At 64.1% G+C, this 23132-nt stretch carries 28 protein-coding genes and 1 pseudogene; 12 read left to right on the plus strand and 17 right to left on the minus strand.

The window, feature by feature from the left end; genetic code table 11:
• The first annotated feature begins 363 nt into the window (after positions 1-363).
• From ABZ293_RS19685 to infA, 5 genes are all read left to right on the plus strand, one after another.
• A complete protein-coding gene (locus ABZ293_RS19685) occupies positions 364-1353 on the plus strand; it encodes a hypothetical protein (protein ID WP_355182456.1) in 990 nt (329 codons plus the stop codon).
• Positions 1354-1361: 8 nt separating this feature from the next.
• Entirely contained in the window at positions 1362-1730 is a 369-nt protein-coding gene (locus tag ABZ293_RS19690) for a hypothetical protein (protein WP_355182458.1), read from the plus strand.
• A gap of 189 nt (positions 1731-1919) precedes the next feature.
• Complete coding sequence (locus ABZ293_RS19695) at positions 1920-2282, plus strand: hypothetical protein (protein ID WP_355182460.1); 363 nt, start codon at positions 1920-1922, stop codon at positions 2280-2282.
• Positions 2283-2487: 205 nt separating this feature from the next.
• Complete coding sequence (locus tag ABZ293_RS19700) at positions 2488-3285, plus strand: GNAT family N-acetyltransferase (RefSeq protein WP_355182462.1); 798 nt, start codon at positions 2488-2490, stop codon at positions 3283-3285.
• Entirely contained in the window at positions 3282-3506 is a 225-nt protein-coding gene (infA, locus tag ABZ293_RS19705) for a translation initiation factor IF-1 (protein WP_355182464.1), read from the plus strand. Before ABZ293_RS19700 ends, infA begins: the two co-directional genes overlap by 4 nt.
• Before the next feature lie 71 nt (positions 3507-3577).
• Here infA and ABZ293_RS19710 read toward each other — a convergent pair whose 3' ends face one another.
• The 3 genes from ABZ293_RS19710 to ABZ293_RS19720 all read right to left on the minus strand — a co-directional run bounded on the left by ABZ293_RS19710 (position 3578) and on the right by ABZ293_RS19720 (position 6969).
• A complete protein-coding gene (locus ABZ293_RS19710; protein ID WP_355182466.1) occupies positions 3578-4243 on the minus strand; it encodes a peroxiredoxin-like family protein in 666 nt (221 codons plus the stop codon).
• 163 nt (positions 4244-4406) lie between these two features.
• On the minus strand, positions 4407-5048 hold the full coding sequence (locus ABZ293_RS19715) for a TetR/AcrR family transcriptional regulator (protein ID WP_355182468.1): 642 nt from the start codon (positions 5046-5048) through the stop codon (positions 4407-4409).
• A gap of 139 nt (positions 5049-5187) precedes the next feature.
• Positions 5188-6969, minus strand: a complete 1782-nt coding sequence (locus ABZ293_RS19720) for an MFS transporter (protein ID WP_355182470.1) — start codon at positions 6967-6969, stop codon at positions 5188-5190.
• Positions 6970-7056: 87 nt separating this feature from the next.
• Between ABZ293_RS19720 and ABZ293_RS19725 the strand changes: the two genes are divergently transcribed.
• Together ABZ293_RS19725 and ABZ293_RS19730 are read left to right on the plus strand one after the other, a co-directional pair.
• Positions 7057-7971 carry a sigma-70 family RNA polymerase sigma factor gene (locus tag ABZ293_RS19725; protein ID WP_355182472.1) on the plus strand — a complete coding sequence of 305 codons (915 nt, stop codon included), beginning with the start codon at positions 7057-7059 and terminating at the stop codon, positions 7969-7971.
• Positions 7972-8073: 102 nt separating this feature from the next.
• Positions 8074-8304 (plus strand): hypothetical protein, encoded by a 231-nt coding sequence (locus tag ABZ293_RS19730; protein ID WP_355182473.1) that lies wholly within the window; start codon positions 8074-8076, stop codon positions 8302-8304.
• A gap of 58 nt (positions 8305-8362) precedes the next feature.
• Here the strand turns inward: ABZ293_RS19730 and ABZ293_RS19735 are convergent.
• The 4 genes and pseudogenes from ABZ293_RS19735 to ABZ293_RS19750 form a co-directional block, all read right to left on the minus strand.
• Positions 8363-8452 (minus strand): annotated as a pseudogene (locus ABZ293_RS19735) (hypothetical protein); the annotation flags it as partial.
• A gap of 39 nt (positions 8453-8491) precedes the next feature.
• The gene (locus ABZ293_RS19740; RefSeq protein WP_355182475.1) at positions 8492-9004 is read right to left on the minus strand and encodes a hypothetical protein; all 513 of its coding nucleotides are present in this window, start codon (positions 9002-9004) and stop codon (positions 8492-8494) included.
• Positions 9001-10053: a MerR family transcriptional regulator gene (locus ABZ293_RS19745; RefSeq protein ID WP_355182477.1), complete on the minus strand. Its 1053-nt coding sequence runs from the start codon at positions 10051-10053 to the stop codon at positions 9001-9003. The genes ABZ293_RS19740 and ABZ293_RS19745 overlap by 4 nt, the downstream gene beginning before the upstream one ends.
• 51 nt (positions 10054-10104) lie before the next feature.
• Entirely contained in the window at positions 10105-10986 is an 882-nt protein-coding gene (locus ABZ293_RS19750) for a cation diffusion facilitator family transporter (RefSeq protein WP_355182698.1), read from the minus strand.
• A gap of 496 nt (positions 10987-11482) precedes the next feature.
• Between ABZ293_RS19750 and ABZ293_RS19755 the strand changes: the two genes are divergently transcribed.
• Both ABZ293_RS19755 and ABZ293_RS19760 read left to right on the plus strand, forming a co-directional pair.
• Positions 11483-12292, plus strand: a complete 810-nt coding sequence (locus ABZ293_RS19755) for an SAM-dependent methyltransferase (RefSeq protein WP_355182479.1) — start codon at positions 11483-11485, stop codon at positions 12290-12292.
• A 24-nt stretch (positions 12293-12316) separates the two neighbouring features.
• Positions 12317-13606 (plus strand): sensor domain-containing diguanylate cyclase, encoded by a 1290-nt coding sequence (locus ABZ293_RS19760; RefSeq protein ID WP_355182481.1) that lies wholly within the window; start codon positions 12317-12319, stop codon positions 13604-13606.
• A 238-nt stretch (positions 13607-13844) separates the two neighbouring features.
• Here ABZ293_RS19760 and ABZ293_RS19765 read toward each other — a convergent pair whose 3' ends face one another.
• The gene (locus ABZ293_RS19765) at positions 13845-14597 is read right to left on the minus strand and encodes an SDR family oxidoreductase (RefSeq protein ID WP_355182483.1); all 753 of its coding nucleotides are present in this window, start codon (positions 14595-14597) and stop codon (positions 13845-13847) included.
• Positions 14598-15128: 531 nt separating this feature from the next.
• Between ABZ293_RS19765 and ABZ293_RS19770 the strand changes: the two genes are divergently transcribed.
• Positions 15129-15659 (plus strand): CGNR zinc finger domain-containing protein, encoded by a 531-nt coding sequence (locus tag ABZ293_RS19770; RefSeq protein ID WP_355182485.1) that lies wholly within the window; start codon positions 15129-15131, stop codon positions 15657-15659.
• On the opposite strand, the gene ABZ293_RS19775 is transcribed toward ABZ293_RS19770, so the two are convergent.
• From ABZ293_RS19775 to ABZ293_RS19805, 7 genes are all read right to left on the minus strand, one after another.
• Positions 15643-16428, minus strand: coding sequence for a hypothetical protein (locus ABZ293_RS19775; protein ID WP_355182487.1), 786 nt, complete (start codon positions 16426-16428; stop codon positions 15643-15645). The two genes, ABZ293_RS19770 and ABZ293_RS19775, sit on opposite strands and share 17 nt — an antisense overlap.
• An 834-nt stretch (positions 16429-17262) precedes the next feature.
• A complete protein-coding gene (locus tag ABZ293_RS19780) occupies positions 17263-17418 on the minus strand; it encodes a hypothetical protein (RefSeq protein ID WP_355182489.1) in 156 nt (51 codons plus the stop codon).
• Between the two features lie 54 nt (positions 17419-17472).
• Entirely contained in the window at positions 17473-17922 is a 450-nt protein-coding gene (locus tag ABZ293_RS19785) for a hypothetical protein (RefSeq protein WP_355182491.1), read from the minus strand.
• A 724-nt stretch (positions 17923-18646) separates the two neighbouring features.
• The gene (locus ABZ293_RS19790) at positions 18647-19339 is read right to left on the minus strand and encodes an ESX secretion-associated protein EspG (protein ID WP_355182492.1); all 693 of its coding nucleotides are present in this window, start codon (positions 19337-19339) and stop codon (positions 18647-18649) included.
• Between the two features lie 65 nt (positions 19340-19404).
• Complete coding sequence (locus ABZ293_RS19795) at positions 19405-19740, minus strand: hypothetical protein (RefSeq protein ID WP_355182494.1); 336 nt, start codon at positions 19738-19740, stop codon at positions 19405-19407.
• 6 nt (positions 19741-19746) lie between these two features.
• A complete protein-coding gene (locus ABZ293_RS19800) occupies positions 19747-20085 on the minus strand; it encodes a hypothetical protein (RefSeq protein WP_355182496.1) in 339 nt (112 codons plus the stop codon).
• Positions 20085-20468 (minus strand): hypothetical protein, encoded by a 384-nt coding sequence (locus ABZ293_RS19805; RefSeq protein WP_355182498.1) that lies wholly within the window; start codon positions 20466-20468, stop codon positions 20085-20087. The genes ABZ293_RS19800 and ABZ293_RS19805 overlap by 1 nt, the downstream gene beginning before the upstream one ends.
• A 219-nt stretch (positions 20469-20687) precedes the next feature.
• On the opposite strand from ABZ293_RS19805, the gene ABZ293_RS19810 reads away from it, so the two are divergent.
• Together ABZ293_RS19810 and ABZ293_RS19815 are read left to right on the plus strand one after the other, a co-directional pair.
• Entirely contained in the window at positions 20688-21572 is an 885-nt protein-coding gene (locus tag ABZ293_RS19810) for a Scr1 family TA system antitoxin-like transcriptional regulator (RefSeq protein ID WP_355182500.1), read from the plus strand.
• Entirely contained in the window at positions 21569-21763 is a 195-nt protein-coding gene (locus ABZ293_RS19815) for a DUF397 domain-containing protein (RefSeq protein WP_355182502.1), read from the plus strand. Before ABZ293_RS19810 ends, ABZ293_RS19815 begins: the two co-directional genes overlap by 4 nt.
• 185 nt (positions 21764-21948) lie before the next feature.
• Here the strand turns inward: ABZ293_RS19815 and ABZ293_RS19820 are convergent, their stop codons facing one another.
• Both ABZ293_RS19820 and ABZ293_RS19825 read right to left on the minus strand, forming a co-directional pair.
• Positions 21949-22419: a hypothetical protein gene (locus tag ABZ293_RS19820; protein ID WP_355182503.1), complete on the minus strand. Its 471-nt coding sequence runs from the start codon at positions 22417-22419 to the stop codon at positions 21949-21951.
• 35 nt (positions 22420-22454) lie between these two features.
• Positions 22455-23030: a DUF3558 domain-containing protein gene (locus ABZ293_RS19825; RefSeq protein WP_355182504.1), complete on the minus strand. Its 576-nt coding sequence runs from the start codon at positions 23028-23030 to the stop codon at positions 22455-22457.
• Positions 23031-23132 lie beyond the last annotated feature (102 nt).

Raw genomic sequence — 23132 nt, forward strand, 5'->3', positions numbered from 1 at the left:
TACTCGGAGCGCCATGTGGATAGGGCTCGCGGCGACAGAAGGGCATCTCGATCGTCTACAAACGGCCCAGGCCAGAGATATTTTCAGAGTCTCTGGCCTGGGCCATTTTTCGGCCTACTGCGACGCAGGCACCCTGCTCGCCGCTGACTGGGCCGAGGTTGTGCGGCAGCACTTGACCGCCATCAACGGCTCTTCGAAATGCGCGCCGAAACTTCGGCTCACTGCCGCCGCACCGGCCAGCGAGGCCCACCGTATTGCCGCGGTGGACAGTGTGTCTGCGGTCAATTAGAGTCCGTTGACGTGGCGCCTCGTCGAAATGTGATCGGGGAGACGCGATGTCAATTCTGATTGGAGGGGTAAGGAATGACGTTCTCGGTCGACGTTGCCGACCTGAGGGGTTGGGCTGAGCAGGTAGGGCGTGCGGGCACCGATTTCAACACGGCCAATGATTATGTCAAGAAAAAAATCAACGATTCTGAGTTCGGCAAAATTTTGGAGACAATCACGGGGGAATATGGAAATATCCTCCCGAAGATCCAAGATATCCTATCGGCCAATGGCGAAGCCATGGACAAGACGCGGCTGACGCTCATCTATGCGGCCAACGAGTATCACTCCCGCGACCAGGACTTCGCGAAGTCGCTCGCCGCTCTTGATGAAGGTATCAGCATCAATGACGATGGCATCGCGGTCAATGATTTCAATGACCTCGCGACCGGGTCGGCCAGTCTGGTTGCGCCCACGAGTGACAACCAGCACCTGCCCGAGATTTCGCTCGGCATCCTCTACGACAAGATCTGCGAACTGATCTCGTGGGTCGGCGGTCCCGACATCCGGAAGGAACTCACCGACCTCATCGCGGGCGATGTTGGCAAGGCAGCTACGCAGGCGTCCGCATGGCAGCACGTCGGAGAGTGCCTCGAGGCGGTGCGGAAGAATCTCGAACACGGTGAAACCAACATCAACAAGACGTGGACGGGCCAGGCATCCGCTGCCGAAGCGGATTACTTCACCCGATGGAACACGGCGCTGACGAATCAAAAGTCGGCTTCGAGTCAGATGGCCCAGTATCTCAAGGATTCCGTCACCCAGGCGGTCGCGCTCGCGCAGGTGATCGTCGATGTTGTCATGACCGTAATCCAGCTGCTCAGTGCCGCTCTGGGGAGCGCGGCCATTCCGGTTTGGGGCCAGTGGAAGACGATCAAGACGGTGAGGGACGGCATCAAGACCGTCTGGAAAGCGTATTCGGCTCTGAACGTCTTCATTCAACTGCTCCGGACCATCAAGGACTTCATCGTCGCGACGCACTCCGTGTTCACGCGCGAAGCCCTGCCCAAAGCACAGTTGGTCTGAGGATTGTCATGGCCGCAGTAAACAGCAACCCTCTTGATTTCACGGCTCGGATCGCCACCGCCCTGGAGAAAGTCAAAACAGCAATCGAGGAAGCCGACCGGCAACTCGCGCATTTCAAGGCCGACAACCAGGTACCGGCCGAGGTGCTGGCAGAACTTCAGTCCAAGGCTCAGTCCGGTGAGTTGGGCGCCGATATGCAATCCGCCGCGAGCCTCGTTTCGAGCGGCGTGGACACCTGGCCGAACCTCTTCAGCGGAAAATCGTCGAACTCGGGCCTGGTGTCCAGCCACTTGGACAAGATGATCACGGAGAACCGCGACGCGATCCGGGCTGCCGTGGCAGGCGACCCCGACTGCGCACGGCCGTCCACGAGCTAGTGCCGCGTCCAGCTAGCTCCTGCCGTATGCCCTGGGGCCGGGGTCTGTCGAACGTAGCCGAATGGTGGTCGCGCAGGACCGTATTCGACCGCCATATGACTGCGCTCGGCGCGGAGTCGGAGTGGGTAGTGCAGCAATTTATGTGGACGGGGCGCTCGCCGGTGACCCGAGTAGCGGAGGGAGTCAGGTATGGCAAAAGAACCCGAACAGAACAACCCGTTATACGAGACTGACGAGCGAACTTCGGTCTCGCGCGGTGAATTCGCGCGGAAAGTGGGCTGGGGCGCGCTCGCGGTGTCGTCGGCCATCCTGCGCGATAAATTGCTCCAAGGCGCGGCTCTGTTCTCCTTCATCCTGCTGGTTTACGGCGTGATGTCTAAATATCCCGTCATGGTGGCCGTCTGCGTCATCTGCGGAATCTGCGGACTGGTGCTCTTCGTCGTCGCGTTGCGGCAGAAATGGTCCGCCGTCCGTCAATGGCTTCTCATTGCAGTGCTGTTCACGGTGAACATCGCGCTGATCGTCGCTGCGTCGAAGCTGGGCACGCGGTAGCCCACTTGCCGATCGGTCGCCGAAAAAGAAGTGGCCCGTGGGCCGGTGTGGTCGGTACTCTGTCGGGACCGTGACATCGTGCGAGGAGGTGAGACCCATGAACGCTGCATCGAAATGGGTGCTCCCCCTCGCCGTCACGGTTGGGCGAACGTCGTAGTTGTCGCCGGGAGCGCCTGAGCAACGGCAATCCCGAGAGGCGACAACCATGCATTCACAACATTTCACGTTCGAAACAGGTGAGCCCGCCGCCATTATCACGCGGGTCGCAGACACCCAGTGGCACGCAGCGGTGGACGGCCGGGTGGTCGGCAGCGGTGACGTTGCCCGGCGGCCGGACGGGCGGCTCTTCGTCAGCGTCGACGCCTGGCACGCCAGCGTATTCGACCAGCTCGCCACGGCCCTGCGGGCCGAGCTGCCGCGGCCGCTGTACACCGTGGTGGACGAGGTCGAAACCGACCTGACCGCGGGCTGGCAGCGGGCGGGCTTCACGTCGGGCCGCCGCGAGTGGGAGTATTCGGTGCCCACCGACCCGGCGGTCACCGGACTCGACGCCACCGCACCGCCGCCGGGGGTCACGATTGTGGCCGCGGGGGCCGCGGCGGAGGGTCCGCTGCGGGCATTGGACCGGGCGATCCGTGATGAGGTCGAGGCGACCGTCGGCTGGCAGAACATGCCCGCCGAAGTGCTGCCCCGCCCGGACGGCGACACCATCGTCGACCCGTCCAAATGCGCGGTCGCGGTGCGATCGGGCCGCTATGTCGGGCTGATTCGCGTGGTACAGGCGACCCGGCAGCCGCGCATCGGCTTGATCGCGGTCCGGGCCGGGGAGCAACGCACCGGCGTGGCGCGGGCGCTGCTGGCGCACGCGCTGGGCACGTTGCACCGGGACCGGCGCGGCCCGGCGTACACCGAGGTGAACGAATCCAACACCGCAGCAACGGCTTTGTTCGACGGCATCGGCGCCCGGCGCGTCGGCAGCAACCTGGAACTGGTGCTCCGATGACCAAGACGAGCAAGGGCATCGAGATCGAGGGCACCGTGCTGGAGTGCCTGCGCAACGCAACCTTCACGGTGGAGCTCGCCAACGGGCACAAGGTGCTCGCGCACATCAGCGGGAAGATACGGAAGAACTACATCAAGATCATGCCCTTCGACCGGGTCTTGGTGGAGCTCAGCCCGTACGACCTGGCCCGCGGCCGGATCCTCTTCCGATACCGGACGTAACCGGTCCCAACCCACGTGGGTGGCAGGTGTCGTCCCGGCGACACTTGCCACTCACCCGGGTCTGAGCAAGCTCAGTCGAGAAGGTCGAGTGCGATGAGGATGTCGGTGGTTTCGGAGCGGGTGGCGTAGTTGGGGTGGACGTCGATCCAGCGGATTGTTTTGTCGGCGTCGATGATCAGCACGGTCGGCATCGGCAGGCCGTATCCGTTGTCGGCGTTGAGCGTGGCCAGGTCCAGGCCCAGGCTTCGCTGGGCTTCGCGAACCTGGTCGGTGGGTGCGGTGAGGACGCCGAGTCCTCGGGCGATCCGGTTTCCGGGATCGGACAGCACGGTGAAGGTCAGATCGTTCTTCTCCGCCATGGTCAGCGATCCGTCGGGTTTCTGCGGGCTCAGCGCGATCAAACCGATGCCGCGGCCGGTCAGTGCCGGCACCAGCTGCTCTTGGTAGGCCCGGAGAGCCAGGTTGCAGTAGGGACACCAGGCGCCGCGGTAGATGACGAGGACCGCGGGCCTCCCAGCAAGGGCCGCGTACAGGCTGGTGGGGTTGCCGTGTACGTCGAGGAGGTCGGCGTCCGGCATCGCAGTACCCGCCTGCGCGACACTCTCGGGGAGCCCGTGACTGGCCAGGTCGGCCTGCTCTGCGCTGAAGGCGGTCAAGGCGGGCCCGGGGATCTGGTCGGCCGTGGACTGGTGCATGAGCTCGACGCGCTCAGCGATGGTGGGGTTTGTGCTGGTCACATCCGTCCCTTTCCAGGCAGTGGAAGCGAGGAGGCAAGCACCCGATCCGATCGGCCCGGTGCCTGGTGAAAATGGATTTGCTACTCCAGTACTACTGCATAGAAAATGGAATATCAATTCCAATTTATGGGCGTTCCCACTGGGTGGCCGGGCGGCAATGTGGTCAGGAGACGGGGGCGTTGTCCGGGGCCGGTCGGGTGCGGGATGCGATGTGGTCGATCATCGTGTCCAGGGCCGTTTCCAGCGGCGCGGTATCGCGCTGCAGCTGGGTCAGCAGCAGCGCCCCCTGCAGGGCGGCCAGGGTGGTGATGGCGAGTTTGTCCGGGTCGGCGGCGGGGTCGAGACGACCGGCCTCGGCCATGGATCGCAGTCCGGACCGAACCCCGGATTCCCAGCGATGGAACGCGGCGGCGGCATCGGCGCGGGCAATGGGATTGATCTCGGCGAGCTCACTGCCCAGGGACCCCAGGGGGCAGCCGCCACGGCAGTGCATCCGCCGTTGGTGCGCGACGAGGAAATCGCGCCAGGCCCGGAAGCCGTCGACGGTGTCCAGGCGGGCGAACATGGGTTCCTGCCCACCGACGACGATGTCGCTCTGATAGGCGATCACCGCGCGGATCAGCGCGTTTTTGTCGGTGAAGTAGTGGTAGACCTGCGAGTTGCTCACCCCGGCGGCATCGCGTACGTCCTCGACGGTCGTCGCTGCGACACCGCGCTCGAACATCAACTGCGCTGCTGCCACCACGATCCGTTGCCGCGTCTGCTCGCCCTTCGGTGTCAGGCGCCGCGGCTTTGTGCTGCTCATAACCCCAGGCTAGCGCAATTTCTGGAATTGACATTCCATTTTTGGCAAAACATTGATTGGCTCAATCAAGCCAAACTCCTCTGTCGAGGGAGATCGTTATGAAAGATCTGCGGGCGAATCCCCTTCGATCAGAGCCGAGTCAGCCCTGAACGCGACTTCGAACATTCACAAGATCGTCAACTGCGGACAGGCGCTTCGGGAGCGCGAACACTCCTGCGGCAACGGCGACCAATATGCCGATGGCCCACCACAGGGTTTGGGCGAAGCTGTGAGACATGTTGTGCGCGTTGGCTTGTAGTCCGGCTCGCGTGAGCGCCTGTTGGAGCGGTTCGGCGGACGGTTGTCCGGCTGAGGGCTGGCAGCTGGCGGGTATGGCGGTGGGGTCGGTAGCCGCGGAGCGATCGTGGACGCAGGCGCGGAATTGGGTGAGGATCTGCTCTTGGGCGGAGGCAGGGATGTCGAGGTCGGTGAGTTGCTGTTGTAGGGCGGGTATGGCGGCGGTTGTGCCCTGGGCGGAGGTCTGGTCGAGTTGGGTGAAGAAGCAGACCCCGGCCAGCGCGACGCCGAGGGCCATGCCGACCTGTTGGATCGTCGACAGCTGCCCGGACGCGGATCCGGCATCGTGGGCCGATACTCCCGACAGGATCAGGTCTACGGCAGGGGCGACATAGAGTCCGAATCCGAATCCGCTGATCGCGAGTGGCGCGAACATCTGCGCCGAGGTAATTCCGGAACCATAGTGCGCGGCCAGATACAGGTACATGCCGAATCCGGCGGCATTGATCAGCGCGCCCGCGAACATGACCATCCGCCCGTAGCGCGGCACGAACACCTGCACGCTGGTTGCGGCTCCGGCGGCAGCGGCCACCGCGAACGGCGACGCGCTCAGCCCGGCCCGCAGCGGGGTCCAGCCCAGCCCGGCTTGCAGATACAGCGTCCACACCAGGAAGTAGCCGCCGAGCGCGATCCAGAACAGTAGCCACACCACCATGCCAGCGGCGAAGGTGCGGGCCCGGAACAGATCCAACACCACCAGCGGTGATCCGACCGTCGCGATCCGATGCCGCTCGAAGATCACGAATACCGCGAGGACCAGCGCGGATGCGGCCATCAGCCCGAATGACCAGACCGGCCAGCCCAGGGCGCGTCCCTCGGTCAGCGGATACACCAGCAGCAACACGGCGCCGATCGCGAGAACGGTGCCGATCGGGTCGAGTCGGTCCGCGGTGGCCGAGCGAGACTGCCGCACCAGCATCATCGCCGCCGGAATGGCGAGCATCCCGACCGGCACATTGACCAGGAAGATCGGCCGCCACGCCCAGCCGAACAGATCGGCCTGCACCAGGATTCCGCCCACGATCAACCCGGCCACCGACGCCGAGCCCAGTACGCCACCCCAGATGCCGAGCACCTTGCCGCGCTCGGCGATGGGGAACGACACCTGCATGATGGCCAGAATCTGCGGGATCATCAGCCCGGCCGTCGCGCCCTGGACCACCCGCGCGGCGATCAGCCAGGTCGGGCCCGCGGCGATCCCGCAGGCCAGCGAGGCCACCGTGAAAAGCGTCAGTCCGACCAGCAGGATGGTTTTGCGGCCGAACAGATCGCCGAGTCGGCCCCCGGTGATCAGCAGCGCCGCGAATCCGAGCAGATAGCCCGACACCACCCACTCCAGATCCGCGTACGGCGCGTCCAGATCCCGCTGTATCGTCGGCAGCGCGACGTTCACGATCGTCACATCGAGCAGATCCATGAACCCGGCCACCAGCAGTACCACCAATGCGAGCCAGCGCCGCCGATCCGGCGTCGGTTCGACCGATACCTGTGTCGGGAAGTCCGGCTCGATGTCGGATATTTTGCGCATCAGTTCGCCCTCCTGTTCGGCCCATGCGAGGTGGATCCGTTTCCGCTGGCGTGTCATGTCACACCGGTTTCGGCCGTCATAGATATGACGGACCACGACCGGTCGACATAACAGGCGGATCGGGACGGGAAGGAGATATCGCCGATGACCGATGAAACCCAGTGGCTCGCGCAGCGTTTCGAAGACCACCGCGCCCACCTCACCGCCGTCGCCTACCGGATGCTCGGGTCGGCGAGCGAGGCCGATGACGCGGTCCAGCAGGCATGGCTGCGGCTGGACCGCGCCGACACCATGGGCGTGCGCAACCTGCGCAATTGGTTGACCGCCGTGGTCGCCCACATCTGCCTGGACATATTGCGCGCCCGCAAGGCACGCCGCGAAGATCCGGTCGGCGCGCTACCGGCCGATCTGCCCGCCGTGCCCGCGGACACCATCGATCCGGAACAAGAGGCGGTAATGGCCGACTCGGTCGGGCTCGCACTGCTGGTCGTGCTCGACACCCTGACCCCCGCCGAGCGGCTGACCTTCGTATTGCACGACCTGTTCGATCTGCCTTTTGCCGAACTCGCCCCCATCCTCGGCCGCACCCCGGCCGCGGCCGCGCAACTGGCCGCCCGCGCCCGCCGCCGCGTCCGTGGCACATCCATTGCCGATGCCGACCGCAGCGTCGCCGATGAGCGCGCCGTCGTCGACGCCTTCCTGATGGCGGCCCGCGCCGGTGATTTCGACGCGCTCATCGCCGTACTCGACCCGAATGTCGAACTGCATGCCGATGGCGTCGCCGTACCCAGCGGACAACCGGTACGTATGCATGGTGCGCGCCGCGTCACCACCAGCGCCCTGATGTTCTCCTCCCGCGCCCCCTACACCCGCCCCGCCCTCATCGACGGCCATGTCGGACTGGTCGTCGCCCCCAATGGAATCCTGGACTGCCTACTCGCCTTCACCATCACCGACAACCACATCACCACCATCGACATAATCGCCGACCCCCAACGCCTCGCCACCATCTCGCTCACCGTGCCCGATACAACGCAGCCGCCGAGGCCCGAAGCCTAGCGGGTCGGGACTTCATCGCGACCTCACAAGTCGGGGATTGCGTCCCGCGATGTCCTCGATACGCTGCGATGTGTAATTAGCCGAAAAGCGAGAGGTAGCAATATGATTCGGAAGGTCCTTCTTACGGTCACAGCTGGCATCCTGATCAGTGCGCCTGCGACGGCTTCTGCCGATGTCGCGGCTTCTGATTTCGTCGCCGACCAGCCCGCTACCGCGCAGGAGGTGGCGATCAGCACCGGATCGGGAGCGGCGGACGCCGTCATCAATGGACTGATTGCCGCGATCTTCGGTCCGAATGATCCGTCGAGGTGCAAATTCCCCTACTGCTTCTGAGGATTTGCTGCTGAGGTATAGCGAGAAGGCCCCGGTGTCTTGCTGAACCGGGGCTGCCTCAGCACACCGGGGCACCCATGGCCGTTGACAAATGCCACCCCACTCTCGTGGCCAAGGCGTGTGCCAGCGTTGTCTTGCCAGCTCCCGGCGGTCCGGTCGCGACGAGGGTGGGCGGGGCGAGTCGTGGTCACCGCCCGTTCGGAGCAGACGCGCGTCGAGCGGTCGTCCGATTCCGAATCGCCTCGGCCACTTCATCTACCGCAGTGCGGATCATGACCCCGTAACCGTCGTTGCCGAGCGTATCCAGGCAGTCTCGTGCCGCATCGATCTCCTGCTGACCCGCATCGAACGAACCGAGCCGACGATAATTGTCGGCCAGATTCAAATGCAGCGACGGGTAGAAACCTCGCACGTCGAGATTCTCATCGTGCCGTCGCAGCCGCTCATCGGTCAGGCTGTCCGCGGCGTCCAGCGCGCGTATATCCCAGCAAAGCGACTGTGCCGCATCGTCGTACAGATCGGCGAGGTAATGCGCCAGTGTGCATCGATGCAGCGGATCGCCCTGTGGACCGATTGTCGCCCATATCTCGAGCAGTGCATTGCGCGCCGCCTCCGGCGAACCCGACCGCCCGAGCTCAACCGCCCGCGTAATGGCCGCCATCGTCTCCTGCGCCGATTGTGTTGTACCGGTGGTATTCATGCGCTGTATTCCTTCGAATTCGTCATGGCAGTGGGCATTACGAGAGCGGTCAGATCACCGTCGTTCGCGGACCGGACGACAACCGGCGCATCGGCCGCGGCGATATCGAGCATGATTTCCGGACCGATCGCGCTCACCAATGCGGGCCGTAATGTCGTGGGGGAGAAGGCAAGTTCGGTGCCAGGTCCGGTAACGGTTGCCGCTATGCGCTCGGGCCCATTGCGGCTCACGAAAAGCCCCGACTCGTCGGCGAAGAAGACAATCGGCGCGGCACCGCCATCCTCGAGCACGGCGAGCAGAACATCACGCTCAACGACGACCCGAGTCCGAACCGGAGCCAACCCCGCCAACATCGCCCGATAATCCGGATACGCCTCATCAACGACTCCGCACCGGCGCTCGGTGCCACCGCCCGTTAGAACCAGGACACCGTCCGCCGACCGCACGGTCACCTCATCCAATCCCCGCAACCAGGAGCCGATTCCGTCCAAATCGGTGGCATCGACAACCGCCGACCAGGCCGCACCACTCGGCCGCACCGGCACCATCGCCCGAGTCGACAGCCGATACCGATCGGTAGCCGTCAACGTGACCGAATCAGCACTCGACTCCACCAAAACCCCGGCCAGCACCGGTATTTCGCGATCGAGAGCCGCCGCCGACCGCACCTGCTCGATGGCTGCGGCCAGCACCGCCGCGGACAACACCGCACCCGCCCGGATCTCCTCCTTGATCATCCGGGTAACGACTGCGGCCTCCCGCGCCCGCTCGGCAAGCTCGGCCACATGCGCATCGAGCAACCGCTCGGCCCGCACACCGTCTCCGGCCAAAATCTCCGCGACAGCCTCCAGCGGCACCCCGATCCCGCGCAGCCGCCGAATCATCACCCCTCGATCGACCTGCGCCTCGCGGTAATACCGATATCCGGTCGCCCCATCCACCCGAACCGGGACCAGCAACCCGCAATCGTCGTAGAACCGCAGCGCACTGGCCGTAAGCCCGCAGGCCCGCGCCAGCGCGCCGATCGTGATCAACTCATCGCCCGCCACCGGTTCATCATGGAGTCTCAGGTAACCCGAAGGTCAAACGGTGGCCGGCGATCAGGACCGGTGCACCGGCCCGTGCGACTCGGCGCAGTGCGCGTCATCGGCGGAGACCTCGAGATCCGACGAATGGTCCACCTGCAAGGTCGTGTGCTCCAACGCGAATTCGTCGTGCAGCACCGTCTCGATGGTGGAACGAACCGCATGGCAGTCGGCCTTATCGTCGACGAGGATGTGCGCCGACAGCGACGGCTGTCCGGAGGTGATCTGCCAGACGTGCAGGTCGTGCACCTCCGTCACCTGCGCAATCGCGACGATCCGCGCACCGATGGCGTCCGGATTCAGGTGCGCGGGCGCGGCCTCCAGGAAGATCCGCCCCGATTCCCGAACCAGTGACCAGCCCGCCTTGACCATCAATGCCGCGACGACCAGCGCCGCGATCGCATCGGCACGGGCGAATCCGGCCAGCCACACCACCGCGCCCGCGATGGCGGTCCCGATGAAGGCATAGAGGTCATTGAGGATGTGCTGGAACGCGCCCTCGACATTCAGGCTGGTCCGGTTGGCGCGGCTGATGCTCCACGCGGCGGCGATATTGACGACGATCCCGACCAACGCGGTGATCAACACCAACGGCCCTTCGACATCCGGCGGATGGATCAGCCGATTGATGCCCTCGTACACGAACCACGCCGCGAGCAGCAGCAAGGTAATCCCATTGGCCTGCGCCGAAAGGATCTCGACCCGCTTGAACCCATAGGTGTACCGCCCTTGCGCCGGACGTCGAGCCAATCGGATCGCGATCATCGCGAGCACAATCGATGCGGCGTCGGTGAGCATGTGCGCGGCATCGGAGATCAGCGCGAGCGACTGCGCTACCAAGCCGACGATCACCTCGGCCACCATGAACGCGACGATCAAGCCGAGCGCGATGGCCAGCCAGCGCGGATTCGAATCGGCCGAGACGCCGTGGTCATGGCCGTGTCCGTGGCTGTCCGCATGACCGGAGTGCGCATGGCCGGAGTCATGGGAGTGTTCATGCTCCCGGTGCTCAGGCTCGCTGACCACCGCTGTTGAACGCTTCGGCGACACGCACTGTTCGCCCATAGTCGAATGCCCCTTCCGCTGCACAATCGCTACCGTCCGACAGACTAGCCTATCTTGCACTCATGCGCATGTATGAATATGGATCACCCGCGAGCGCCGTCATCAACAGTGTCGAATTCGTGATCATGCGAACCGACCGGCCCGACTACTATGCGGACTGCACCTCTGGCGTGATCAATAACCACGGTATCCAGGCGGTGTGGGTCGGCCTGGACTGCCGGGTCGGTCCGATCGGTGAGCGTGCGTCAGCGAGCGGATCTCGGACACCGCCGCCACTGCGCATCGCGGAGCCGAACGCAGGGAGATCGAGTTACGCAGAGGGGTTTCGATGGACAGGCCTGGGTGGGCACCCGAGGGCGTGGATATGCAGCAGGCGAGCCCGGCACGAATGTATGACGCCCTGTTGGGCGGCTCGCACAACTTCGATATCGATCGCAAGGCCGCCGAGGCGGGTAAGCGGCTGGTGCCCGACCTGCCGCGCCTCGCGCTGAGCAACCGGGCTTTCCTGCGCCGCACCGTCCGATTCCTGGTCGATCAGGGGGTGCGCCAATTCCTCGATATCGGGTCGGGCATTCCGACTGCGGGCAATGTGCACGAGGTCGCGCAGGCGCTGGATCCGGATATCCGCGTACTGTATGCCGATATCGATCCGATCGCCGTCGCCCACGCCCGCGCGATCCTGCAGGGCAACGACAAGGCCGCCGCCATCGAAGCGGATCTGCGCGAGTCCGAGGAACTGCTCGCACGCGTCCGCGAGACCGGCCTCATCGATTTCGAGCAGCCGGTCGGGGTCCTGTTGGTCGCGGTACTGCACCTGCTCTCCGACGAGGACCGGCCGGTCGAGCAGGTTTCCGCGCTGCATGCGGTCGTGCCCGCCGGAAGCTATCTCGCGATCTCGCATCTGACCTCGGAAATGCGCCCCGAGGATGCGGACAGGCTGGGCCACAATGCGACCAATGTGACCCGCGTCGGCATCCACTTCCGCTCGAAGGAGGCCATCACCGCGATGTTCCAGGGATGGGAGCTGATCGAACCCGGCGTCGTCGAGCTACCCGCCTGGCGCCCGGAATCCGATCGCGACCAGCACGAGACGCCGGGCCGCTCGCTCGGCCTGGCTGGCGTCGGCCTGAAGGTCTGACCGGAGCGGTGGCAGGGGGTTCGAGTGGGGATACGTGAACTGGCGGTGCGATGGGCGGATGCGCTCGATGGCGCCGTGGCTCCGACCCTCACCCGAACCCAAATCGAAAGCCTGCTGGCGGATCTGGCCGATGTGCTCGTCGCGGCGGTGCGCGGGACGCGGGCGGTCGAGGTCGCCCATCACGCCGCGGCGGTCCTAGTCGCGGCGAATTACCGTGACTCGATGGCCGTCAGCCGGTCGGTGCTGGTCATCTGCCGGGAGATGGTGCGGGAAATCTGCCCCGCCGGAACCGAATCCGAGTACGAGGCAGTGCGCGAGCGTGCGATAGTTGTCGCTGCCGAGTTCGCCGCGGGCTTCACCTCCGCGCTGCGGAACGCGGCATTAGGGGAGCAGGAAACCACACTCGCAGCGGCACTTTCGGCCGCGCAGGAGGCCGAGGTGCGAAGGCAGTTGTCGGAGGCCAGGTTCGAAGCGGTCTTCGCGGGAGCGTCGGTTGGTATCGGGACGGTGGACGTCACCGGCCGAGTGCTGGAGGTGAATGCGGCCATGGCCGATATGCTCGGCCTACCCGCCGCGATGATGCCGGGGCGATCGGTCGCCGAACTGCTCGGACCCGCGAATATCGGTGACGCATATGCCAATTTGGAGCACCTACTCAGCGGTCGGACCGACCGCTTCCGCGTCGAAACCGACCATCTGCGCCGCGACGGCACCATCACCAGTATCGACCTGTCCATGTCCGCGGTCCGTGACACCGGTGGGCGGGTTCGCTTCCTGATCGGCGTCGCCGTCGATGTCACCGAACGCAAACAGCTCGCCGATCGGCTGTGGCACGACGCCAATCACGACAGCCTGACCGGCCTGCCCAATCGCGTGCTGTTCTTCAGCCGACTGGCGAGTGCCGTTCCGCCGGTGGGTGTTTGCTATCTGGACCTCGACGGTTTCAAGCAGGTCAACGATATGTGGGGACATACGGTAGGGGACCGGGTACTCCGCGACGTCGCCCAGCGACTGCGTGGATCCGTCGAACCCGCCGGTGGGTTGGTTGCGCGGATCGGCGGCGACGAATTCATTGTCCTCGTCGAAAAATGCACGGGCGCAGAACAATTGGCCACCATCTCCGGTCTGCTGCTCGATGCGCTCACGACCCCGATACAGGTGGCCGGGCGCCCGGTGATCGTAGGTGCCAGCATCGGAACGGTTTTCGCCGAAGAACGACCCACCGATATCGACGAGATGATGCATGCCGTCGACACCGCGATGTACCGCAACAAAGCCGCAGGAGGACGCCGCCCACGGCACGAATCGCGCTAGCGCCGGGTCTGTCGAACGTAGTCGAATGGTGGTCGCACAGGCCGTATTCAACCGCCTGATGACTGCGCTCGATGAGCAGCCGAAGTGGGTGGCGGAGCGATATATCTTGACGGGGCGCTAGCTGCCGATGGAAGGTGCGATGTTCTCGATATTGCTCGAATATTTGGGTCTCGACCGGCGAAGATCGGCCGGTGACGCGGATGGGTTCGAACTCTGACCTTCGTCAACCAGCAAGGCTTTAGGTGAACTGCTGGCCGCCGTCGATGTCGTAGGTCGCGCCGGTGAGCGCCGTGTTGGTCATGATGTGCACGGCGAGGGCGGCGACATCGGCGGGGCCCACCACGCGCCCGATGGGGAGCGTGGCCCTCAGTTCGTCGCGGCGCTGATCGAGTCGATCTCCGAGCAGCGCTGCCGACAAGGGGGTGTCGACGAAGCCGGCGGCGATGAGGTTGACTCGCACCGGCGCGAGCTCGAGGGCCAAGGCTGCCGTGAATGGGGGCAGTGCGGCGGTGGCCGCGGACACGATGCCCAGGCCTCGACGGACGTGGCGGGCGCCGGTGCCGCCCATGAGCAGCAGTGTGCCGCCTGGCCGCATCTTGCCCGCGGCATTGCGGGCGACCTCGAGCGCCACCACTACGTGGTCGCTCAATATGTCGCGCACCTGGGCCGTGTCCATTTCGAGCAGCGGTCCGTACTGCGGGCCGCCCGCGGTGACCATCACGTGATCGATCGGTGCGGGCAGGTCCTGAAAGAAGCTTTTCAGGGCGGCCGAGTCGTTGACGTCGAAGGCAGCGCTGTCCTTCGCGTCGACTTCGGTCGCGGCGTGCTCGAGTCGGTCGCGATTGCGGCCGGTAAGGATGACCTCGGCGCCCTCGGTGCGGGCACGTCGAGCTGTTTCGAGTCCGATGCCCGCACTGCCGCCGATCACTACGACGGTTTGCCCGAGCAGTTCGGGGGTGCGGGTGTGTACCGACGTGCTCGCGCTGGTCATGATTCCTCCGGCCCGATCATGTTGAGCGGCGGCGTGTCGAGGGTGGCGTAGCGAACCCCGTCCTCGGTTCGGATATCTATGGTGTCCATATCAATCCTCTCGTTCGGTTGACAGCGCTGAAACAGGTAGCGCCAGTTGCCGCACGGCGCTGTTCGAGTCCGATCACTCCTCGGTCATTGCTTCTCCCGGTTGCGACCATTGTCTACGGTCCTGCGTCTCGAGGGGGTGCGTTCGGTTGGCACCGGCCGGGTGTCGACGCCCGCACGTGCAGGGTGGCGTCCTATTGGCTTGCGCTGTCATCCACGCCCGTGTCGGGACCGACGATTTGAGAGACCTGGCCTCTACGAAATGCGGTTCGCCAGGGTGCTGGTCCCGGCGAGCGCCACCACCGCCCCGTGCTCGCGGACCAGCCACTGTCCGCATATGCAGCGCAAGTAGCTGGTGGAGCCGTGCGAGGACACGAGAGTCGGGTCGGACCAGGAGCAAGACGGGCAGGTGGTGATCATGCGTCCAGCCTGATGTAATGAGTTAGTGCATTTCAACCCTTACGGAGGTGCGGCGGCCGAACTCGCCGCGCGCCTGGTGAACGCGGACCCGCGGCAAGACCTGCTGCAGTTGCTCGCCGAATCCGGATACAAACCGCTCGGCACCCTCGATGCCCGGCAGACCGCCGAGCTGCGCCGCTGGATCGCCCGGCTCGCCGAGGTCTTCACCGAACCGGGCGTCGACCAGCTCAATGCTTTGCTGGCCGAGACGACCAGCCAGCCCTATATCTCCACCCATGACGGCCGTGCGCCGCATCTGCACTACGCCCGCGCGGATGCGCCCATTGATGAGCGCGTCAAGGCATACACCGCCGCCGGGCTCGCGGAGCTGTTCTGCGAGGATCCCGGCCGCATCGGACGCTGTGCGCGATCGGGCTGCGATCTGGTCTTCGTGGATACCTCACGCAATGGCCGCCGTCGCTTCTGCTCGACGCGTTGTTCGAACCGGGTACATGTCGCCGAGCACCGAGTCCGCCGGTCCGATGGAGCCGGGCGTGGGATCAGCGCGCGAGCGTGACCGGCAAGGTCACCAATCCGTGTGCGCGCCAGGATGATCGGTACTCGAGTTCGGACTCCGGAACCGCGAGTCGAACGTGTGGATATCGAACGAACAGTTCCGGAATCGTCGCGTCGACAATTAGATCGGTGACCTGAGCGCCGAGGCAGTAGTGCGGTCCGCGGCCGAACATCAGGCTCGGTCGGCCGTCGCGCGCCGGGTCCGAATCCGCGCCGAAGAGTGAGAGCAGAACGGTGTCGCCCTCGGGGATCGTGTGGTCGCCGATCGTCATGTTCTCGACCGCGAATCGCCGGATCGCGAACGGCAGGGGGTTCGCGGCTTCCGTTACCTCGCGGCGGCGGGTCGACCAATCGCCGAGCGGATCCTTCGATGTGAGCAGTGCCGCAAATATGTTGCCGCACAGGTGAACAGCATTATCCAGCCCCGCAAGCATCATCAGAAAGGCCAGTGAGACCAGCTCATCCTCGGACAGTATGTCGGCGTCGTCGCGCGCCCGCACCCACCCGCTGATCAGATCATCGCCCGGTGCGCTGTGCTTGGACCGCACCACGTTTGTGAATGTCTCTGCAAGCCAGGTGACGGCTCCCACCAGTCGTGTTGCCGACTCTTTCGACGAGGCGTCGAATGTCACCATCGCCGTGGCGGCATCGCGCAACTCGGCGTATCGATCAGCGGGCACGCCGAGCAGTTCGCCGATCACTATTGCGGGCACCGGGACGCAGATTCTTTCGAGCAGATCGACTGTGCCGCTGGCGCTTTCGTCCAGCATCCGAAACGTGCCCGCACTGATTCCGCTGACCGCTTTCCGAAGCAATTCGGCTGACCTGCGCGAGAACGCGGGCGCTGCGAGCCGCCGTATCCTCGAGTGCTCGGCCCCATCCATATTCAACAGGTTTCGATCCAATGCGGGCGGTAGCGGGAATCCCGAATACCCACCCCTGGAATGCCGCTTGTCCACACTCAGTCGCGCATCGGCCAGTAGCGCAGACACCTCGTCATATCCACTGACGACCCAAACCTGTTGCCCACCAGTAAGTTCAGCCCTGCGCACCGCCCCACGCCACTCCGCATGTTCACGCCAGCGCGATCGCCCCGCCGTACCAATCGGACACCTATCCACCAGCACTCCTCACTGCCGCCTGCTTCGAGGATATTGCGCTGGATAACAAGTCCGCCCCAGCTATTCCCCCGTCCAGATAGATCGCTGCACTACCCCTCCCGCTGCTCGCCGAGCGCAGTCATACGGCGGTCGAATACGCCTTGGCGACCATCGATCGACTACGGTCGACGGAATCCGCACCCCAGGGGCTCGATACGGCAGGTGCTATCTGGACGCGGCACTGGCTTTGTTTGACATGCGGCCGGATGAATCGAGACCTGAACGGGGAGGGAACCATGGGTGCGACCACAATCCTGTAGCGCTCAACAGGACCCGAAGGATTGGCGCTGGTCGCCGCCTCCGACTGGCGCGAGTGGCCACTCCGTCTGCTCGACCAGGCGATCTTCTACCCCGTCCTCTTCGAGGACTATGCCATCAAGATCGCCCGCGACTGGAACGCGCGTCGGGCTCCGGCTACGTCACCCGCTTGACCGTCGAAACCGCCTACCTCGACGGTGCGACATTCAACAGGCGGGCGGCCGCGAGATCCTCGAATACTGGATCCCCGCCGAGGATCTCGCCGAGTTCAACATCGACATCATCGGCAAAATCGAAGTGGTCCAACGCTTTCCGTCCGCCGCCCTGGTCCCGACCCGCCATGATCGGCTGCGGATCGCCCCGCTGATCGTGACAGCGGGGCGTCCGGCAGCGTCCTCAACTCGCGGAAATTACCCCGCCGTAGATCCCCCAGGTCCGCCCCTTGGACTTGCAGCTGAAACTGCCGTGAAATCCCTGCTCACACCGCGCCCCGGCGTACTCGATATACGAGCCCCACGTACCGGCCCCGGTCTTGACGTCCGCAAGATCTGGATTACCACCCGGCAAGGTATGCGTTCCGACAACGAACATCGGATGCGCAGGCAACCACTGCTGATCGATCACAATGTCCCGCGCGGGCAAGAGGATTGGCAGAAAGCTGTACTGAACCAGCGCTTGACTCGCGAAATCACACCCAACAGTGCCATCCCCAGCGATCGAGCAGTTGGTGGACCCGGACGAGAAATACACCGTATCCCCATCTGCCTGCGCGGTCCCCGCAAATAGCATCGACGCCAGCCCCACCACCGAAAACACCCCAACAACTCGTCTCACGATGCGCCGCATACAAACTCCTCGATGTTGTCGATACTGCAGATAGGCGAACCGATCCTAGTGTCGGACCCACCCAGATATTCGTTTCAGCCATCACCACGGACGGAAGGACTGTAGGCCCCGCGGCGATTCCCTGGCGCGGGCGATCCAGAATGCGCTGGCGCAAGCCGCTCTCAACGTCCACCCGCACCAGCGCATTGTCATCACCGGTCCAGAACTCTGCCACGGGTCCGGCACCGCCGACCATCCTCAGCCATGCCGCGGTAGTTACTCGAGAATGCGCTGGTGCAGGGGTCTTCTCGACATTTGCACTGGATCAGTGCATGGTGATCAAGATCAGGTGGCACTGGTGGCGGTGGCTTCTCGGGCGATGCCGCCATAGGTTCCACGTGATCATTTGTCCAGTTCGGATGCGGGGTGGTGGGTGGTTCTGGAGAACGCGACCATGGCCAGTTGACTGGGCTGGAAGCTGTGGGCCTGTTCACCTGGCTGCGGGAGGTAAGGGGGGTACGGCACACGACGTGCCCAGCACTGCACCAGCAAAACCGCGGAACGCCAAACCATTCCGGGTCGAGAAAACCGGGAAGTCGGTGCAGGACAACAGGACCTACCGCAGCCTGACCAACCCGAACGCACCCGTCCAGAACTCTGCCGAGGAGGAGGTCGGGAGTGAGGGGTCGGAGTGAGGGATTTCAGTGCTCGCGGAGGGGGCAGAGGGGATGAGCTGCGTAGTTTTTCATAGGCTGAGGATCCAGGTGGTGAAGTGGGCGGCTAGGTCGGTGGGGGTGGTGGGGTGGATGGTGTGGGGTTGGTTGTGGAGTTCGGTGTAGCGACCGTCATCGGTGATGTCGTGCCATTGGATGGTGGCGACGGGGTTGCTCGGTTTGGCGGCGGGGCCGGTGTACAGCAGAGCGGATCCGCCGCCGTCGGCGGGCTGACGCAGGAGGCGCTGATAGCGCTCGTGTGGGGTGTCGCTGTCGGGGTGGCGGGCGGGCTGCGATTGGGTGCCGGGTGTGCAGGGTGGCAGGCAGCCGACGAGTTGCGCGGGGAGGTGATCGGTGGGGAACATTCGGCAGCGGATCGGGCCGTTGGCATCGCCGAAGGTGGCTTGGGCCAACGACATCGCGCGCTGGTCGGCATGTGCGCCGACAATGCGGTAGATGTGGACGCCGCCGTTGGGGCTCTTGTGTCGCGTTGTGCCGCCGAAGATTTGGATGCGCACCAGCGAGGTCGTCAAGGTATCGAGAGCGAGTTCGATTTCTGCTAGTTCGTTGCGGGAGTAGCGCTCGCGCACGGTCACCCGGTGGGTATCGAAGTCGTCGCGGTAGGCGAAGCGACTGGTGAAGCGAAGCGGATCGGGGAAGCGGTCGTGCGCGGGGTTGAGCCACAGCGCCGCGAAATCATCTGGCTCCCAAGTCCATTCGGCCATCAAGTCATCCGATCGATCGTGGGTTGGTATGTGAGTGCAGTTGGCGAGCCGAGTCGGATGGTCATTCACCAGGGTTTGCCCCAGAGTCGGTGTCGGCGCGCCGAATCGGGGTGGATGCGTCCGGCCGCGACCAGCGCATCGAATGCGGCGTGCTTGCGGTCGCAGTCGTGCTCGCGATGCAGTTGCATCGCGACGTGGGCGTCGGCGAGGGTGAACGGTTCCTCGGGTGGGCCGCACGTCCACGCCTTCGGCCATTCGACCGGGCGCAGACGGCAGCGACGTGCGGTGGGCCGGTCGCGGCGTGGCTGGTTGATCGGCCACACACACGCCACGCCGACCATTGCGAAGGCGCCGCCACCGACGACCGCGAGGACGCTGTGCACTATTTGCCACGGCCCCATAGCCGTTCATTTCTCGACGCCGTTGCCGGGGCAGGTCGGCGGTAACACCAGTTGAGCGAGCCCGTCGAGCACTTGGTGCAATGTGCGGAGTTCGGGTATGCCCTCGGGGAGGGAGCGGTCGATGGCGTCGATGGGAAAGTCGATGCCGCGCAATCGGGCGCGTTCGCGCGGGCTCGACTGCGGTGGTGCGATCCGGCCGTGCTGCACGAGCGTGTAATACGCGACCCGCTTCCATGCACACCGCTGGATCCGGCATGCCCGGTGTCGGCGCATCTGCGCGTGCGCCAATTCGACCTCGGTGAAGTCGCAGATATTCGGTGGGTTGAGCAGAGCGTCTTCGTACATCACGCCACCCCCGTCTCGACGTCGGGCACGCGCTGCGCTGAGCGCACCCAAGTGCCTTGCGGGCAAACGGTTTCCAGGTCGAATCCGGCATCGCAGACCAACGCGGGGCAACAGTCGACGTGACCGAGGTCGAAGACGACGATTACCTGTATTTCGAGGCCAGCCGCTATGCCGAGCGCGTACCTGATCGGGTCGTCGACATTGGCAGGCGGCCGAATCGTGTACACGTACTGATAGCCGAGTGCGTTCGCGTGCCGCTGCACATCGAGTGCATGGCGAGGGGCATGCAGGCCGGATACGTCATTGCGCACGAAGCCAATGGCTTTCGGCTTGTCGCCCGCAGTGATCGTCTGCGGGGACTCGATGGAGTGCGTGGGTGTCATGGTTCCCCCAGAACCTGGTTGGTGTGCTGATCGGTGGAGCGTCCGGTGCTTTGCCGCGAGGCTGGTGCGCCTTCGGTAGCTACTCTCGAAGCGCATGTTCAGCTCACACCCTTGGAGGAAAGTTCACAATCTTAATGCGGAAAATAGTTCACTTCGAAAAAACGGAGTAACCTACCTGCGAACGGGAGTTTTAGCTGGTCAAGCCAAGGAGGTCATCGCATGCCCGCACAGCCTGCCGCCCCATCGGTCCCTCGCCGTCAGGTGGCACGCATCCTGTCCAAGCTGCATCGAGAATCCGGGCTTTACATCAAAGACGTGGCGGAACAGGTCAACCTGCATCACGTCACGGTGACGAAGATGCTCAAGGGGCAGCCGTGCAAGCTCAAGCCGATATACATCGACAAGCTCTGCGATATCTACCGAGCGACACCTGAGACCAGGGCGAACGTGAAGACCCTTGCCGCAGAGGCCGAATCGGCTCGGGGTTGGTGGCATGCCTTCAGTGACACTGATTCGACGGACAAGCTGAGCACGTACATCGCCCTCGAGGGAACTGCCAGTTCCCTCGCGATGTACCAGAGCGCCCGAATCCCCGGTCTGCTGCAGACCGAGGACTACGCCCGCGCCTTGCTCCGCACCAGCCCTGACCTGACGCCCGAGGAGGTTGAACGCCATGTCCAGGTCCGGATGGACCGACAAGCCGTTCTCACCGAATCCCAGCCGAAGTTGGATGTGATACTTGATGAGAGCGTGATCCGTCGACCGCTCGGTGCGCCCGATCTTGCCGCCGGTCAGATGCGCCGCATCATCGAAGTTTCCGCGCTGTCCAATGTCAGCATTCGGCTCGTGCCCTTCGATGTAGGCATCTATCGCGGCACTGAGGCAGGCCCGTTCATCATCCTCGAATTCGCTGGGACAGCCGACCTCGAACCGGAACCTCCAGTTGTGTACATCGAAGCTGGAGTCGGGAGCGACCTGTACTTCGAGAAGCCCGAACAGGTCGCCCGGTATCGTCACTCTTGGGCCGACATAGAGCGGTCCACGCTGAGTGTGGGCAAGACCCGCGCTTACCTGTCCAAGATCGTGAAGGAGTTACCTCGGTGAACACCGAGTGGTTCAAGAGCAGCTACAGCACCCAGACTGGGGAATGTGTCGAAGTCGCCTTCCTCGATCACGGTATGGTCGGAATGCGCGACAGCAAGAACCCGACCGGCCGCGCGTTGGTCTTCACGCCCGCCGAATGGGATGCCTTCACTGCGGGCGTCGCGGACGGAGAGTTCGACCGCCACGCCTGAGCCTTGCGGCAGTACCGAGCACCACAGCGACCCCATCCTGACGAGCCCAATGTCGCGATGGGGTCGCCTGCTGTCTCAACCTCGGTCAGATCCGGACTCGCGCAGAGCTTCTGTTTTTCGGACCGGCGTGTCGTGTGGAGAGTCGATGTGTGACCGGTGACGAAGGTGTGTGCGAACTCGGAATCCTATAGTCCTGGCCAGGAGAAGATCTTGGCTTGGGCGGGTGGCTGCTGCGGCAGGTTCGCTTCCATGTCTTGATATTTCGCCGCTTGCTCGGTGTCGACGCCGGTGATGCGTTCACGGACGGTGCGGAACAGGGTCTGGAAGTCTTCGATGACCTTGTAGTGCGACTCCATCACTTCGTAGGCACTGTTTTGCGAGCCTCGGGATTTTTCTCGCCACCGCTTGACCATCGTCTTGGCGGAGATCAGGTCTCGGTCGCCCTGCGGGGCGAAACCCTCACCCAGGCCCCACTTATCCTGCTGTGCGATCTGGGTCATTGTTGTCTGGATATCTCGGATCTGATCCTTGAAGTATTCGCAGTCGCGGTCGATATAGACGAACTTCTCGAGGTCCATCCGAATCGTCAACCGGCCCTCACGGGCCTCGGTGATCAGATTCGTCAACGGGGTCGCTGGAGGCGCTTCGTTTGCCATGTGGTTCCCTCCCAATTCGGTTCGTGGAGCACCGCTCAGGCGGTGGCAGGCAGGCTGGGCACAACCTTCTCTGCCAATCCCCGGGCGAGCACGCACGAGTCGATGCTGCCAGTGTCGCGATTCGAGGGCGGATTATTCAGGTTGAACTCGAGACTGCCGCCCTTCATTTCGACATCGACCGTGCAGGCTTCTTTGATGTAGGGACCGTCGAACTGGCGTGTCGAGATGGCACGGCGGCCGTTGATCGTGAACTCGGTAGTTTCAGGGAAGTTGCGGCTACGAATAAGGTCAATGGTGAGATTCGTCGTGCGGATGCTCACTCCGTAGCCGTTTGACCGCACCCATTGACATCCGACCCACCGAACTCCGCCGCTCGCACTGTCGTCGACGGTGTGCTTGTTGTGCAGCTTCTCCGAATCCAATACGTCTTGCGGAACGTCTTTGCAGGGGTCATAGGTGCGTGGAACATCGGCGGCCAGCGAAGGCCCGGCGCTCGTGGAGGTGGAGACCGGTTTCGCATCTCCGCCAGTCGATGACCCACACCCGGACAGCAGAACAACAGCACCAACCCCCAACACAGCGCTGAGAAGTGCCTTCCCCCTGCTGATCATCCATTCCTCCTGGTCGCCTACGGTGTCGGCGGCATCGATCAGGACTGGCCCGGCTCCCGCCCCCTGTTCAGTTGGTTCGACCGTACCGGCCGGTTGATCCGC

Source organism: Nocardia sp. NPDC005998 (genome assembly GCF_040614395.1).
Classification (GTDB): Bacteria; Actinomycetota; Actinomycetes; order Mycobacteriales; family Mycobacteriaceae; genus Nocardia.